This window comes from Pseudoalteromonas sp. CuT4-3, assembly GCF_035666335.1.
GTDB lineage: Bacteria > Pseudomonadota > Gammaproteobacteria > Enterobacterales > Alteromonadaceae > Pseudoalteromonas > Pseudoalteromonas atlantica.
The window spans coordinates 939502-954879 of sequence record NZ_CP142030.1; the positions used below are offsets into that span (position 1 = coordinate 939502).

A 15378-nucleotide genomic window follows, 5' to 3' on the forward strand; every position below is an offset into this window, starting at 1 on the left:
GTAGCACTTTGCGAGATTAAAAATAAGAGCTTTGTAACGAGTATGTTAATGGTTCAATTAACTGAATTATTGTTAATTAATTGCCTGTTTTTGTTTCTTTAAATTAACATTAAAAATCTTATATATCACAAATAAACATGTAAAAATAAATTTAAGTTATTGTTTTTAATTTATTTTTATTTATGTTTTAGTTTTATTTAATTAACATATTTACAATTTGTACCCTTTTGATACCCTCTGTATGCATTTTGTATAAAGTGCAAAAATAATTATAAACTTAACAGGGATAAGAGTATGAAAAATATTTTCAAAAAAAATCTTACGGCAATAGCGGTTCTCGCTTCACTAGGTGTAGCGCTTCCAGCAGTGGCATCTGATGTTGTAGGTTCTATCGATAATATTTCTACTACAGCAGGGTATACCGTAACAGTAAAAAATCCTGCAACAGGGTTAGAAAGAACATTAAATATTTCTGAAGACGGTTCATTTCGATTTGCTTCATTGCCTTCAGGTAGCTATCAAATACAAATCTTAAAAAACGGTGCCGTTGTAGCTGAAGATAGTGTTCGCGTTTCATTAGGCGCTAATGCAAAAGCGAGCTTTGATTTAGCACAAGTCAGTGATTCCGGTCCTGAAGTAATTCAAGTATTAGGCGCTCGTATTTCTTCGATTGATTTAACAACTGCCGATTCTGGCCTAGTTATTACAGATGCTGAAATAGACCGCATGCCGATAAACAGAGACCTTACCTCGGTTGCATTGTTGGCACCTGGAGCTGTTAAAGGAGACAGTGCTTTTGGTAATACTGCGTCGTTTGGTGGCTCATCAGTAGCTGAAAATGCATGTTATATTAATGGCTTAGAGGTTACTAATACCCGCCAAGGCCTTGGTTGTGGTGAAGTGCCGTTTGAGTTCTATGACCAGTTCCAAGTTAAAACGGGTGGTTACTCTGCCAAATTTGGCCGCGCAACCGGTGGTACCATAAATACAACTACTAAAAGTGGTACAAATGAGTGGGAATTTGCGGCAGTTGTGCAATTTCAACCAGACTCTTTGCAAGAAGAGGGAAGTATTTCTCGTGGTAACAATGGCGCAGGTCAAATATTTAGAGATGAAAGCTTAGACACTGATAGCAAAACAGATGTGACTATTTCTGCTGGTGGTCCTCTAATTGAAGACACGTTGTTTTTCTATGGATTAATTAACCCAAGAGATACTGAGTCTACATACACGTGGGGTGGAGATGAATTTTCGCCAAACGATCAATACCGTAATGAATCAGCTTCTGGTGGCGATAATTTATTTTGGGGCGGTAAGCTTGATTGGGATATTAATGAAAACCATAGGTTAAGCTACTTTGCTTATTCTAATCGTCGTGATATTGAGCGTTCAGTATACGAATACAATAACGGTACTGTGGGCGATCGTATCGATGGCGCCATTTTAAAGCGTGGTGGTGAAGCACAAAGCTTAAGTTATACGGGTGTTTTAACCGAAGACCTAGTTGTTACTGCAATGGCTGGTAATATTAAAACCGAATATGAAACGCAATCAGAAAACTTGGTTTGTCCATCTATTACCGACTCTCGAGGTACTGCTAATCCAATCACTGGCTGTGGTGCAGGCGGTAGCTTTGGTGCCAATAATGATGAAAATACCCAATATCGCTTAGATGTTGAATATGTATGGAATGACCATGAAATAACATTTGGTATCGATTACCAAGAGCGTAAGTCTGAGAATATAAGTAGTCCTATTGGTGGCCACAGCTATGATTACAGAACACTTGCAGATAATGGTAGTTGGCAAGCCGATAATGGCGCACTAACAAATAACACTGGTGCCTCGCTTGACTATGTTGAAGACCGTATCTTTGATGGCGGCGGCAGCTTTGAATCAGAGTTAACAGCTTACTACATAGAAGATCAGTGGCAAGTAACAGAGGATTTCTCAGTTAAAGTTGGCTTACGTATTGATGAGTTTGATAGCTGGGGTACGACTGGTAAGTTACTAACTAGCTTTGAAACAGATATTGCACCTAGACTAGGCTTCACATGGGATCCTACAGGTACAGGCGACACTAAAGTTTATGGTACATATGGGCGTTATTACTTACCCGTAGCCAATAATACTATTTTTAGAGCCGCATCAGGGGTTAGTGATATAACCACAGCTTATACGTATACTGGTGTTGATTCGCAAACTGGCGCACCAACAGGCCTAACGCCATTAGCTGATACGCTTGGGAATGGTGGTATTCAAAACTCACAGCAAGTGAGTGGTGTACCGGTTATACCTGAAAAAGATATCTTCCAAGCGCAAGAGGCTGATCCATTCTCTAAAGATGAATATATTATAGGTATACAGCAAGCTTTAAATGATGAATATACAGTAGGTGTTAAAGGTATATACCGCGAAGTTGCAACAGCATTAGATGACTACTGTGGGCGATATGCATACCCTTATTGCGTAATGATAAACCCTGGCGATTCGTCTAGCTGGTACAGTGACGGTTACTACTGGAATGGAACCGATTGGGGAGATTCATCATTCAATAACGACGGTGTTCCAGATAGTGGTTCTTTAACTACCTATTCAGCAGAAACAATAGGCCTACCTAAAGCAAATAATGAATACACCGCTGTAGAGTTTAGCCTTGACTATAAAGCTGACACTATTCGTTATCAGTTTGGTTATACATGGGCTAGAAGTGTAGGTAACTTTGAAGGGGCTGTTAAATCAGATATTGGTCAAGCTGATGCGGGTATTACCCAAGACTTTGACTTCCCAGCAGTTATGGATGGATCTCAGGGCTATCAACCTAATGATAGACGCCATACATTTAAATTCTTTGGTAGTTGGGAGCCAATGGAAGACTTAACTGTAGGCTGGAATGCTACTTTACAAAGCGGGCGTCCTAAGAGCTTATTTGGTCAAGGCTATCCATCTACCGATCCAAATTTAAATGGCGGTTGGGGTGATACTTTCTACATTTATACTAATGAGTGTCCAGATACAAATGGCAACGGCGACTGTGATCAAGATGAGAAAATCTATGAAAAACATAGCCGAGGCACAAATGGCCGTACACCTTGGGTATTTAACTTAGATTTATCTGCTGCATATGATTTCACAGTATCTGATATCGACATGCGTGCATCGGTTAATGTATTTAACATTTTCAACTCGCAAACAGAGTCATCACTGAATGAACACTATGAGCAAAATGAAGGTGAAGTAAATGCGTACCATGATGCTGCATACTCTTGGCAAACACCACGTTACGTTCGTATAGGTTTGGAAGCTCGCTTTTAATACTTATTAATAACTAACCTTAAAAACCCTTCTTAATCGAAGGGTTTTTTGTAATTTAAAAGCACTTTTATTATTTTCAAGATTTAAAAAACTGCATTGATTTAGTTAAGTCATCAGAGAGCTGACTAAGTTACTGTGCGTCTTGCAGTGTAGATTGCGCAGAGAGAAGAGTATGATCTGCTAAGTTACTTACTTCTTGCGAATCGCTTAATGCTTGTGTGGTTGCGTTAGATTGCTCTTTAACCTGCAGTGCTATCTCTTCGCCTTGGTGTTTTATATCGCCCATGCTTTGCTCTGCACTTTGTAAAATATCGTTTGTTTCGGTGGCGGCGTTTACCGATTGTTCCATCTTTTCTACACTGGTGCGCATTTTTTGTTGTGTATCGTCAGAAGCTTGTTGGAGTGAGCTAATTATTTGGTGAATTTCTTGGGTTTGAGTTTGTGTACGCTGGGCAAGGGTTCTTACTTCATCAGCTACCACGGCAAAACCACGGCCATGTTCTCCGGCTCGTGCGGCTTCTATTGCTGCGTTTAGGGCTAATAAATTAGTTTGATCGGCTATTTCGCTAATGCCTTTGCTTACTTTACTAATTTCTTGGCTATCTTGGGCTAAGCGATTGAGGGCTTGTTGGCTTTCGGTAAATTCAACTTGAAGGTCTTGCATGTATTTGGCAAGTTCCATGGTGTTGTTAGAGCCTTGCTTTACATGCTGCGCGGCATCTTGTGCTGTTAACATCGCTTGATTAGCAGACTCTTCTACACTCACTGCACTTTGCTCCATATTACTTAGTGCATCATGAATAGCGTTTACCCGTATTTGCTGTTTTTCAACATCGTTACTCGTTTGGCTGCTTGCCTGTGAAAGCGATTTAGTGGCGCCACATAGCTCCACAGTGCTTGCTTTTACATTCTCTAAAAGTTTTGAAAAGGCATTAAGGAGTGAATTATATCGCGCTGCAATAATATCCATCTCGTCATTGGTGCTAGAGCTAATTGTTGCATTTAAATCGCCATTTGCTGCTCTTTGCGCTGCTTCGGCAAAGCGATTAATGGTATCAACTACCGCAAAATAAAAACCAACCATTAAGTAAAATGCAATCAATAAACTAATTAATGATGCAGCTAATACAGTGTTTCTTATCAAGCGTTGCGTGGTCAGTTTTTCATTTATTAGCGATTCAAGGGTAGGGATGCTTTTATCAATTAGTTGGCTAATACGACTAAGCACGTGGCTGGTAAGCCCTGCAAATTCGTTTTGTGTAAGCTGTATATCATCTGGTTCAAGCAGCTTTTTATCAATGGCTGTTTTAAAAGCGGCTATGGCGTTATGTAAATTAGTGAGAGAGGGCGTCAGTGCTTTATTTATAGATGCATCGGCCGAGGTGGCAATTGTAAGTATTTTATCGAGTTGCTGCTGGTACAAAGGTAGCGATTTACTTAAGTTTGAAAGCGCAATAAAAGTCTCTGGTGTAAAACGCTGGTTAGTAAGAACAGTATTAGCGCTTTGCGCTGTCGCATTTATCTGTATGATAAGCGCAGGTATAGGCGTAACTAATGCGCGATTAACATAAGCACTCGCAAGTTGGTTATCTAAGGCCAAATTAGACTGTATTGAAACCAGCTCAAGTACGTCATTCATTTGCTCATCTTTTACATTAAAACCACGTGCTTTAGCTACTTTTACATTTTTATAGGTTTCACCCTGCATTTGATTTGCAAGAATGTCTCTGTAGCTCAGTAAACCTTGTTTTTGCATTTGAGAGACGCTTATACTCTCGCTTAATAAAGAGATTAAAAAAACAAACTAAGCGCAAGGGGTAATAATAAAATACCAAAAACTAAACCAATTTTAGTTTTATATTTTAAGTTGCCCATTAATGATATAGCAGGTGCTGCTAAGTGCCTTAAGCTCGTCATACGTTTCTCTTGTGGGGTAAAAGTGAGTCTAAAAAGTGAGACCGTATAAAGGCTAAAAACCATTCAATTATCAATACGCACAAATAAAAAAAGCCCGTAAGGGCTTTTTTTAACTACAGAGTTAATAACGCACATTATTAACACATGTATTGGATGCTTATAGCTTAGCGAAGGCGCGCTCTGCAGCTTCAATAGTCGCTTGTACTTCTTGCTCTGTATGCGCTGCACACACAAACCCTGCTTCAAATGCAGAAGGTGCTAGGTATACACCTTCTTCAAGCATTAAGTGGAAAAAGCGTTTAAAGCGTTCTAAATCACATTCTGTAGCTTGTTTATAAGTGGTTACTTTTTCTGCTTCAGTGAAGAAAAAGCCATACATACCGCCTGCGTAGTTAGTGGTTAAAGGAATGCCTGCTTTTTTAGCGCCTGCTTCAAAACCTTCACAAATAGCTTTAGAAATAGCTTCTAACTTATCGTGCAAACCTGGTTCACTTAATAGCTCAAGCGATTTTAAACCCGCAGCCATTGCAATAGGGTTACCAGAAAGAGTACCGGCTTGGTAAACCGGACCTACTGGCGCAATGTAATCCATAATTTCGGTTTTGCCGCCAAAGGCACCAACAGGCATGCCGCCACCAATGACTTTACCTAAACATGTTAAGTCAGGTTTTATGTTGTAATACGCCTGAGCGCCACCTAATGCAACACGAAAACCGGTCATTACTTCGTCAAAAATAAGCACCGATTTGTACTCATCACATACTGCACGCAAGCCTTCTAAAAAGCCTTCTACAGGAGGAATACAGTTCATGTTACCCGCTACTGGCTCAACGATAATACATGCAATGTCGTCTGCGTATTTTTCAAATACCGCTTTTACTTCATCAAGGTTATTAAACGATACGGTAAGCGTGTGCTTTGCAAAATCCTCAGGAATACCAGGTGAATTTGGCACACCCATGGTTAATGCGCCAGAACCTGCTTTTACTAATAATGAGTCGGCATGGCCGTGGTAACAACCTTCAAACTTAAGGATTTTATCACGCCCTGTATAGCCACGAGCTAAGCGAATGGCACTCATTGTTGCTTCTGTTCCTGAGCTTACCATGCGTACTTTTTCGATTGAGGGTACAAGCGCTTTTACTTTTTCGGCCATTAAAATTTCGGCTTCAGTGGGCGCCCCATAACTTAAACCGTTTTCTACCGCTTCGTGAACAGCTTGCTTTATAGCTGGGTGGTTATGGCCCATGATCATCGGACCCCACGAACCTACGTAATCAATATAACGGTTGCCATCGGCATCAAAGGTAAAGGCACCCTCGGCTTTGGTAATAAATAGTGGTGTGCCACCTACACCGTTAAATGCACGTACAGGTGAATTTACGCCACCAGGAATTGAAGTTTGTGCACGATTAAATAAATCTTGGCTAATTGTCATGAAAAATCCTATTAGTTGTCGCTTGGTAAAAGTGTTTAGCTGTCGCGTTTGCGGCTAAACCAAGGTACGTCTACTTCATATTGCTCGACTTTGTTTTCTACGCCGAGGGTTAAAGCAAACAGTGCCATACGAATTAACACGCCATTTTGTACTTGGCGGAATATAGCTAAATTGTCGTTACTGTTTAAGTCGTTATCAAGCTCATTAGCTTCTAAACGGCTATCACGTGGGAGCGGGTGCATAAGCACGGAGTTTGGCTTACAGTGCGCGTTATAAATTGATTGGCTAATTCTAAAGCCGCCACGGTATTTATTAGCTTCTTCTTGTGAAGGGAAGCGCTCTTCTTGAATACGTGTTTGGTACACAATATCGGCTGCTAAGTTCCCTTCCATTTTGTTTACTAATTGTATTTTATGGCCTGCATTTTCTACCGCATCTAAAATACTCGTTGGCATTTGCAGGCCATCGGGCGCCACCATCGAAAATTTTACGTTTTTGTAATGGCACAATAATTTAGATAATGAATGTACTGTGCGGCCATATTTTAAATCGCCAACTAAGGCGATATGCATGCCATCTATGTTTTGATCAAATCGGTTGAGTTCGCGCTCAATAGTTAGCAAGTCAAGTAATGCTTGAGTAGGGTGCTCGTTTGGGCCATCACCACCGTTAATTACCGGTACGGTACAACCGTCTGCAAATTCGCTTACCGAGCCTGCATCAGGGTGGCGCATAGCGACGGCATCAGCGTAAGCCGAAATAACACGCGCAGTGTCGTAAAGCGATTCGCCTTTAGCAAGTGCTGAGCTTTGCATGCCGGTTGTTTCGCGCACGCCACCGCCTAATAAATTAAAGGCAGTACCAAAGCTTACACGCGTACGCGTGCTTGGTTCAAAAAACAAATTAGCTAAAATAGCGCCTTCTAGCACTGTTGTTTGCTTTTGTTTTTTAGCATAAGGCTCCATTTTTTTCGCTACTGCAAAAATACGCTCAATGCAGTCTCTGTCGAGTTGATTTACCGACAGTATATGTTCACCTTGGAAACTTAACATGGGGTTATTCCTAATCAATCAAAGGGGCGCGATAATCCATAAAAATGGGGCACGCAATCGCGCGTGTTATAGCAAGTATTGTAAATTGCAGCGCAGTTTAACATGCGCTACACAGCTTATAAATTAGGTTTTATTACCGCAAGCGCAACAATAATTAGCAGCGCAATAACTGGGAACTCATTAAAAATACGATAAAAACGGTCCGTTTTGGTATTTCTGTCGTGTTTAAAGTCGCTCAGTAATTTAAAGCAGTAGCCGTGGTATAGATATAAAATAATGACCAGTACCAGTTTGTAGTGCAGCCACATGCTGTATCTAAACCACTCACGGCCATATTCTACAATAGTGAGTACACCAAAAACGGCCGTTAAAATAGCAAACGGGGTAACAAAAAAGAGTAGCCGGCGTTCCATCACTTTAAGCATTGAGTTACAGGCTTTTTCTTCGCTCATTGCGTGGTATACAAATAACCGAGGTAAATAAAAAATACCGGCAAACCAAGCAATCATAAAAAAAATGTGCAGTGTTTTATAAATTAGTAAAGCGCTCATAAGAATCCTAAAGTAGGCTGTTACGAATAGTTAAAATATTATTTATTTGATCCCAGCGTAATAGCCCCATTATTTGCTGATCATCTAGCAAGTTGTATACATACAGGGCGCCGCTGCGTTTATCTTTTAAAATATCAAAGGCATCAGCTAAGGTCGACTGGCTGCTAATGCCTTGTAAACTAATGTAGTTTATATTTATGTTTTCGCCCGACATCAGGGTAAGGTCGTACTCTGCTAAGCGATAGCCGTTTTCTTCATCGTAAACTATTAAAGGGGTTTGGCTGTCCATGGCGTCTAAGGTGTTTTTAATTTGCTCTTTATCGTCTGAATAAAGCAGTTTAAAGTCCTCATCCATATCATCCATTATGCCCACTTTTTGTAGCGCCTCCGTTGCGGGAGATACATGATAAGGTAGCCCCTGAAAATCAAGCTGTTGCAAAAATATAGACCGATTGCCAAATACTTGCAGCGCCGTTACATAGGCGGTTGTTATCACTAACATGGCCGGTACAATAATCTCTGGCGAGGACGTAAGCTCCATCACAGTTGTTAATGCTGCTAACGGCGCATGTAATGTAGCTGCGAGTAATCCTGCCATTCCTAATACGCCGTATGTACCTGCAATGTCAGCACCTGGGCTTATAAATTGGGCAAAAAAGGCCATTAAAGTACCTGTTAATACACCTAGCCCAATAACGGGGCCTATTAAGCCACCCGGTATTCCTAGGCCAATGGCAAACAAGGTCGCTAGCAGTTTAGCTATTAAAATAGTGGTAAGTAGTTGCGCGTTTTCAGGCGATTCAACCGCAATAGTAATCGCACTCATACCCGAACCCATCGCTTGGGGCACTGCATAGGCAATAATACTCGCAATACAACCTGCAATGAGTAAACGAGGAAACATGCTTAAAGGTTTAAATGTTTTTATAATCAGCATTAAATTTTGATTAAAGCTATAGGCAATTGCCCCTAAGGCCATGCCACATAAAATTAAATATGGGTAATGCCAACCACTCAATGGCGTAATGCTAATAAGTGCAAGCTCTGAGCCTTCACCAAACACAAATTGGGTCGCTAATGCACCAGTTAGTGCGGCAAGCATAATTGGTACAAAAATATGCACTTTGTACTCACGTAGCACCACTTCCATTACAAAAATAACCGCAGCCAGTGGGGTATTAAACGAGGCCGCAATACCAGCGGCGACACCACAGCCACTTAATGTACGCATGGCGTTATGCGGTAAATGAAGTTTATCGGCTAATATACTTGCGCCAGTGGCGCCCATATGAACAGATGGCCCTTCGCGGCCCACCGAAAAACCACTAATAAGTGCCAGTGCACCACCAACAAATTGGTTTATGGTGTTGTAAAGCGGCATTTGCCCGTAGTGGCGTTTAATGCGATGAATAACAAAAGGAATGCCTAATCGGTAGTGCTTAAAGCCAGTAAATGCAGCAAATGTAGCAATCAGTAGCGCAGCAATTAACGGCATTAAAACCCGTTCAAGAGTGGGGATAGTCGTAAAATTATCGGGAGTGTCTAAAAATAAGCTTTGAAAAAACAGAATCGTTAAGCGAAATAAAATAATAAAAAATGCAGCAATTAAACCAGCACTTACGCCTAATAAGCATAATTGCACAGAGGTTTTTGGTTTTGCTAATCGACGCCTGAGTTGCTCAAGCCACATGCTGTATTCTCCGCCACATTTTTTCAGCGAGCAGTTTAACAAAAGTGTGCAGGTAAGTCCTTGTGATTTTGCAATTTTAAACACTTATATTAACAAATATTACAGCAATCACTGAAAACACATTTTGCTATCGTATCGGCTTAAGCAATAGTTAAAAGCCTAAGATAGCGCAAGAGATGTTTGACTATACTTGATTAAAACACTCGGGTATTAGATAATCACGCCATTGCGATATTGAGGGTTTTAAAATGTCTGAAGAATTACCAATAAAGTTCAGCGATGCAGCTGCTGTTCGTGTTAAACAGTTAATCGACGAAGAAGAAAATCCAAATTTAAAACTGCGTGTTTACGTAACAGGTGGTGGTTGTTCTGGTTTTCAATATGGTTTTACTTTTGATGAAAAAGCAAATCCTGGCGATTTAGAAATAGTTAAAAATGGTGTAACCCTGGTTATTGACCCAATGAGTATTCAGTACTTAGTTGATGGCGAAGTGGATTACACCGAAGGGTTAGAAGGCGCACGCTTTTTTGTATCTAATCCTAATGCAACGACTACCTGTGGGTGTGGTGCAAGTTTTAGCGTTTAAGCAATTTACGCTTAGCTATTAAAGCCGCGTTAGCGGCTTTTTTAATGCCTAAAATTCAATTGGGCTGTAATGGGTAAACTGCATTATTAATACAAAAAAGCCTAATACAAAAGCAGAAAAGGCAAGTATGTATAAAAAGCCTTTTTTACCTTGTTTAATGGGTACACCGTAGTGACGTAAAAACAAAAACCATAAAAAGCATAGTAAAATAGGCAACAAAAATAAGACTCTAAACATACTTCCTCTTTAGTCCCTTAGTTAGGGAAAAACGTTATTTATGGGAACTTTTTTACCCTTACTGTTGTTTAAACATCAATACAGCAAGGTTATTCGCACGTTAATTTGTAATAAAGTGCTTTTATCTTACAATTAATTTTTTAGGAAATAACTTAATATTTTTGGTACGTTAACTTAAATATTCAGCATAAGTAAAGGTTAGTGGTTGGGTAAATTTATGCAAACTATGTAATTAATTATTTAACCGAACTGTTAATAGTATATAATGTATCCAAGAGTGAGACGGGCAAAATTTCACTCTTAATAAAAATAAACCTATATCCTATTTTTGCGGGTTAGCACTGAATAGATTGGTAGGTTGAATAAGTAGCAATACCTTTGCTTATTTAAGCAATAGCTTGCTATTGAATAATGTAGTGGGTACCTGCTTATATGCCTCCAATCATTGTGTGACTACTGCTTTGACGGGTATGTCATATCATCTAGTAGGAGATGTAAAATGATGGGCAAGACTGTTTCTTCTGAAGAAAACGAAAAGCTAACTAAATGGCTTAAAACAAAACGCCATGAAAAGGGTCATACAATGCGTAGCCTGGCACAAGTGCTAGGAACACCTCACTCATTTATCGGTAAGATTGAAAATCAAGAACGCCGCTTAGATGTTATTGAGTTTGTACGTTACTGTAATGCACTTGAAGTTGATCCGCATGAAGCGCTAGGCTTAATTAAAGCGGATTAATATTGTTTTGCTTAGGGTGTTATAAGGGGCACTTGAACGGCCTAAGCAAATCACGTTAATGCAGGGATGCATTACATATTTTTATGGTAATTTTGCTCTAACTGATAGAGCTTATGCCTAATCAAATATAAAAACACCAGCGAAGGTATTACCATTAATGCCGTTAACACAAAAAATAATGCCCAATTTCCCATTAGCCAATCATCAATAACCACACCACTGTAACTTGAAAGCAATGTACGCCCTAAATTACCAAGCGAAGCCAGTAATGCATAATGTGTTGCACTAAATGCCCGGTCACATAACATCGATATAAATGCCACCATAGCCACTAACGACCAAGCCTGAGTAAAGCCGTCAATTACAATAGCAAAAGCGTATAAACCTAAATTAGGGCCAACCAGGGCAATAGCCGAAAATGCTAAATTAGACCCCGCCATAGCAACACCACTTATAAATAGCCCTTTTACAATGCCGTACTTTTGATTGAACAAGCTGCCCACAAAGGTAAAAGCAATGGTGAGTACTGCAGTACCTACTTTTGAAAAAGTGGCTATGTCACTGTTGCTAAAGCCTATTTCTTTATAAAAAACAATCGACATACGCCCTAAGAAAGCTTCGCCTATTTTAAATAAGAAAATAAATGCTAATAAGGCAAGGGCTGTTTTAACCCCATTTTTAGCAAAAAAGGTTTTAAAGGGATCAACCACTGTAACGCCAAGCCAAGCTATCACTTTAGTAAAGGGCGTTTGTTTAATGCTGGCTAGTTTTTCAAGGTATACGCGCTCAAGCTCTGCGTGAACAGCTTCTCGGTTTGATTTAGGCTCTTTGGCAAATAACACGCCGCTCATTAGTATCAACATAACAGCGGCTAAAAAGTAATACACTTGTGGCCAATCTAAAGAGGGGATATCGGCCATGTAAAAAGGAATAGCCCCCAGTAATGCATAACCTGTCCACCAACCCGATGTGGCCATAGCAGCAGCTGCAGTGGCTTTATGAGATTCGTTTTCGCTTAACGTGTCTATTCTAAAAGCATCAATTGCTATGTCTTGTGTGGCAGAGGCGACTGCGATGAGTAAACATAAGCCGGCGGCAATCGCTAAGTTTGCTTTTAAATCAAGCCCCGCTAAAAGCAGGGTGCCAATAAACATAAAGCTTTGGCAAAATAAAATCCAGCTGCGACGTTGCCCAAACCATTTGTACAATAATGGCAGTTTGGTTCTATCAATAAGCGGCGACCACATAAAATTAATGCTGTATGCGCCAAATACAATACCAAATAAGCCAATCATACTGCGGCTTAGGCCTTCGTCTTTTAGCCAAGCCGACATCACAGAGCCAATCAGTACCCATGGAAAACCACTGCTCATACCAAATATAAAAATATTGATTAAACGTTTATCTTTAAAATACGAGAAATATTCGCTTACTGAGAGGGTTTTGCTCATAGGGCCTTCATTGGCGTTGGGTGCAACTTAGTTGCACCTCAGTGATTTATAATGGGGTTTGCTCAAGTACTTTAATATTTAAAATAACAACGGGCGTTTTTGGTACAAAGTCGTAGCCAATTTTTTCATTAAAGCCGGTTTCTACTGCCATAATTTTATCTAGTGTGTCGTAACCGTCCATTACATTGCCAAACACGGCAAAGCCCCAGTCTCTACCTGGGTTTAAATGATCGTTATCATCCATATTAAAAAAGAACTGGCGAGTTCCTGAATGCGGTTCACGGTCTTGATACGCCATAGCGATGCTGTACATATCATTTTTTAAACCGTTGCCACTCTCGTTAAATATAGGGTCGTTTTCGTGTAAGCCATCAAGGTCTTTATCGTAGCCACCGCCTTGTATTACAAAGTCACGGTCGTTTTCAACATCACGTTCTACACGGTGGAATATACTGCCTTGGTAACTTTTATCCATTACGTAGGTTAAAAAGTTATTTACCGTAATAGGGGCTTTTGAGCGGTCTAGCTCAACCACAATGCTACCCAATGACGTGACTATTTCTACACGCGGAAAAATATTGTCTTTTTGAACAAAACGGCCTTCTTGCGCGGCAAAGGTGCTTACACTAAATAGTAGGCTTAAGCAGATTAAAAATCGTTTCATTGTTAACCTTCTAAAAATTCAATTAATTCTGGGTCCGATACAATGCGGGTTATAATTTGTTCCGTCAACTTATTGAGTTGACCTTCAATTTTGGCGCGATCGTGGCTCAGCGGCCCTTCTAAATTAGCACTGCCACGATACACTTTACTAAAATTGCTGGTAGAGCGAATGACCCGTACGCCTAGCTCAATGTGCGCTTCGCTGGTATGGCTCATGAGCTTTTCAGTCACCTTTGCTTGTAGGGCATGAATGTCTAGTTCAAAGCGGGTTGTTGCTAGGTTTGAAATACTTGCCCCGTTACGATTTAGCGCGCTATCTAATACGCTTTTAACAGAGGTTACAATATCTTGGCTGGCAAAGGTTTTGGTTTTGTCCGACTCAACAAGCTTAAGGGTGGCGCTATCACCACGTAAATCAATAACGCTGGTACTTAAACTGGCTGAAATAACGCTAATTTGGCCACTTTTATAAACCGGGTTTAGTATCACTTGGTTTGGCTGGTTACTGCATGCGCTAAACACCAGCATGGAGCAACAGGCTAAAATAAATTTAGTTAATTTCATTTTATAGCATCCCACTATTTTTAGTTGCGCTGAGCACTACAAACTTTTTGTTTGAACCTAATAGCTTACAGTTACCAAACATACGATTTAATTTATCGTGATAATCTAAATGACGATTCCCAATAATACGCAGCTCGCCACCTTCTTTTAATGTATCTTTTGCTTGTTTAAACATTTGCCACGCAATGTGGTCGGTAACGGCTTGGGCTTGGTGAAATGGAGGGTTACACAACACCATATCCACACTGTCTCTTGCAAAGCCGGTTAAACAATCGTTTTCTATAAATTTACAATCATCAAATTTATTTGCTTGGTTAAGTTCTACATTTAAACGTGCAGATTCGACCGCCATGTACGACTCATCAACAAAGGTTACCGACGCATTTGGACAGCGTGATAACGTCATTAAGCCCACTACGCCATTACCACAACCTAAGTCGATAATACTTTTTGCTTTTGAGATTTGTGGCAAGTAATTAAAAAAGAACCGTGCACCTATATCTAACGAATCGCGCGAAAACACATTGGCATGGTTCGTTATATTAAAATCAGTGCCTTCAAGCTGCCAACTTACTGGGAAGTTAGCTTCTTTATAACCGCCTTTAGCTGTACTTAATATTAAACGCGACTTTTTAACGGCCAAACTTGTTTTGGTTTCGCCAATAAATTGCTCAAACGCTTTTATAGTTGAGTTATGAATTTCCTTTGTTTTACCCGCGGCAATAACCGGTGTGCCAGGGGCAAGTACTTCACTCAACTCGCTTAATTGAAACTGTAAAAACCCGACGTTACGCGGTATTTTTATAAGTACTAAATCAACCTCTTCAGGCAGCGCAGATAAGCTATCTAACTGTGTAAATTGGGCTGTTGATAGTTTATTTTCTTTTAAATTATAGGCTGCAGCTTGGTGGCTAATATAAGAATCGTTAACTGAACAAACCGTTAATTCACTAAAATAACAGGCAAGGGCACCAAACGCGTCGTTTAAAATTAGTAATGAGCGACAATCAGGGTGATGTTCGTTAACATAATTGATAAGGTACTCGTCGGCCGAATCCCACGCTTGTAAACTGCGGTTTTTTTGATCCAAAGGGAAACGTTCAAGAGTAAATGTTTTATCGCCTAGCTGGGCTTGCGTCGTCATAATGGTTTGTTGATCAGTAATCTAATGTAG

The 15378-nt window shown here is 40.1% G+C and carries 12 protein-coding genes and 1 pseudogene; 3 read left to right on the top strand and 10 right to left on the bottom strand.

The genetic code is table 11. The features are described from left to right. The first annotated feature begins 294 nt into the window (after positions 1-294). Positions 295-3315: a TonB-dependent receptor gene (locus VOI46_RS04200; RefSeq protein ID WP_004587159.1), complete on the top strand. Its 3021-nt coding sequence runs from the start codon at positions 295-297 to the stop codon at positions 3313-3315. A gap of 130 nt (positions 3316-3445) precedes the next feature. Here the strand turns inward: VOI46_RS04200 and VOI46_RS04205 are convergent. The 5 genes and pseudogenes from VOI46_RS04205 to VOI46_RS04225 form a co-directional block, all read right to left on the bottom strand. After that, positions 3446-5232: pseudogene (locus VOI46_RS04205) on the bottom strand (methyl-accepting chemotaxis protein). Between the two features lie 157 nt (positions 5233-5389). Further along, the gene (gene hemL, locus VOI46_RS04210; RefSeq protein ID WP_004587157.1) at positions 5390-6670 is read right to left on the bottom strand and encodes a glutamate-1-semialdehyde 2,1-aminomutase; all 1281 of its coding nucleotides are present in this window, start codon (positions 6668-6670) and stop codon (positions 5390-5392) included. A gap of 35 nt (positions 6671-6705) precedes the next feature. Next, positions 6706-7722: an aspartate carbamoyltransferase gene (locus VOI46_RS04215; RefSeq protein WP_004587156.1), complete on the bottom strand. Its 1017-nt coding sequence runs from the start codon at positions 7720-7722 to the stop codon at positions 6706-6708. 116 nt (positions 7723-7838) lie between these two features. After that, entirely contained in the window at positions 7839-8273 is a 435-nt protein-coding gene (locus VOI46_RS04220) for a CopD family protein (RefSeq protein ID WP_004587155.1), read from the bottom strand. Between the two features lie 7 nt (positions 8274-8280). Next, positions 8281-9963, bottom strand: coding sequence for a chloride channel protein (locus VOI46_RS04225; RefSeq protein WP_004587154.1), 1683 nt, complete (start codon positions 9961-9963; stop codon positions 8281-8283). 248 nt (positions 9964-10211) lie between these two features. On the opposite strand from VOI46_RS04225, the gene erpA reads away from it, so the two are divergent. Further along, positions 10212-10550 (top strand): iron-sulfur cluster insertion protein ErpA, encoded by a 339-nt coding sequence (gene erpA, locus VOI46_RS04230; RefSeq protein ID WP_004587153.1) that lies wholly within the window; start codon positions 10212-10214, stop codon positions 10548-10550. Positions 10551-10598: 48 nt separating this feature from the next. On the opposite strand, the gene VOI46_RS04235 is transcribed toward erpA, so the two are convergent. After that, the gene (locus tag VOI46_RS04235; RefSeq protein ID WP_004587152.1) at positions 10599-10787 is read right to left on the bottom strand and encodes a hypothetical protein; all 189 of its coding nucleotides are present in this window, start codon (positions 10785-10787) and stop codon (positions 10599-10601) included. 499 nt (positions 10788-11286) lie between these two features. Here VOI46_RS04235 and VOI46_RS04240 point away from each other — a divergent pair, with 499 nt between their 5' ends. Continuing rightward, positions 11287-11526 carry a helix-turn-helix transcriptional regulator gene (locus tag VOI46_RS04240; RefSeq protein ID WP_004587151.1) on the top strand — a complete coding sequence of 80 codons (240 nt, stop codon included), beginning with the start codon at positions 11287-11289 and terminating at the stop codon, positions 11524-11526. 71 nt (positions 11527-11597) lie between these two features. On the opposite strand, the gene VOI46_RS04245 is transcribed toward VOI46_RS04240, so the two are convergent. From VOI46_RS04245 to VOI46_RS04260, 4 genes are read right to left on the bottom strand one after another with little or no spacing between them, the layout of a single operon-like run. Next, positions 11598-12977: an MFS transporter gene (locus VOI46_RS04245; protein ID WP_004587150.1), complete on the bottom strand. Its 1380-nt coding sequence runs from the start codon at positions 12975-12977 to the stop codon at positions 11598-11600. Positions 12978-13023: 46 nt separating this feature from the next. Next, on the bottom strand, positions 13024-13641 hold the full coding sequence (locus VOI46_RS04250) for a peptidylprolyl isomerase (protein WP_004587149.1): 618 nt from the start codon (positions 13639-13641) through the stop codon (positions 13024-13026). 2 nt (positions 13642-13643) lie between these two features. After that, positions 13644-14204: a YajG family lipoprotein gene (locus VOI46_RS04255; RefSeq protein ID WP_004587148.1), complete on the bottom strand. Its 561-nt coding sequence runs from the start codon at positions 14202-14204 to the stop codon at positions 13644-13646. Between the two features lies 1 nt (position 14205). Continuing rightward, a complete protein-coding gene (locus tag VOI46_RS04260; RefSeq protein WP_004587147.1) occupies positions 14206-15348 on the bottom strand; it encodes a methyltransferase in 1143 nt (380 codons plus the stop codon). Positions 15349-15378 lie beyond the last annotated feature (30 nt).

Bases quoted from the DNA above. Each gene is read 5' to 3' on its own strand.
- VOI46_RS04260 (WP_004587147.1), bottom strand. From the start codon at position 15,348: ATGACGACGCAAGCCCAGCTAGGCGATAAAACATTTACTCTTGAACGT.
- VOI46_RS04200 (WP_004587159.1), top strand. From the start codon at position 295: ATGAAAAATATTTTCAAAAAAAATCTTACGGCAATAGCGGTTCTCGCT.
- VOI46_RS04225 (WP_004587154.1), bottom strand. From the start codon at position 9,963: ATGTGGCTTGAGCAACTCAGGCGTCGATTAGCAAAACCAAAAACCTCT.
- hemL (WP_004587157.1), bottom strand. From the start codon at position 6,670: ATGACAATTAGCCAAGATTTATTTAATCGTGCACAAACTTCAATTCCT.
- VOI46_RS04220 (WP_004587155.1), bottom strand. From the start codon at position 8,273: ATGAGCGCTTTACTAATTTATAAAACACTGCACATTTTTTTTATGATT.
- VOI46_RS04245 (WP_004587150.1), bottom strand. From the start codon at position 12,977: ATGAGCAAAACCCTCTCAGTAAGCGAATATTTCTCGTATTTTAAAGAT.
- VOI46_RS04250 (WP_004587149.1), bottom strand. From the start codon at position 13,641: ATGAAACGATTTTTAATCTGCTTAAGCCTACTATTTAGTGTAAGCACC.
- VOI46_RS04240 (WP_004587151.1), top strand. From the start codon at position 11,287: ATGATGGGCAAGACTGTTTCTTCTGAAGAAAACGAAAAGCTAACTAAA.
- VOI46_RS04235 (WP_004587152.1), bottom strand. From the start codon at position 10,787: ATGTTTAGAGTCTTATTTTTGTTGCCTATTTTACTATGCTTTTTATGG.
- VOI46_RS04255 (WP_004587148.1), bottom strand. From the start codon at position 14,204: ATGAAATTAACTAAATTTATTTTAGCCTGTTGCTCCATGCTGGTGTTT.
- VOI46_RS04215 (WP_004587156.1), bottom strand. From the start codon at position 7,722: ATGTTAAGTTTCCAAGGTGAACATATACTGTCGGTAAATCAACTCGAC.
- erpA (WP_004587153.1), top strand. From the start codon at position 10,212: ATGTCTGAAGAATTACCAATAAAGTTCAGCGATGCAGCTGCTGTTCGT.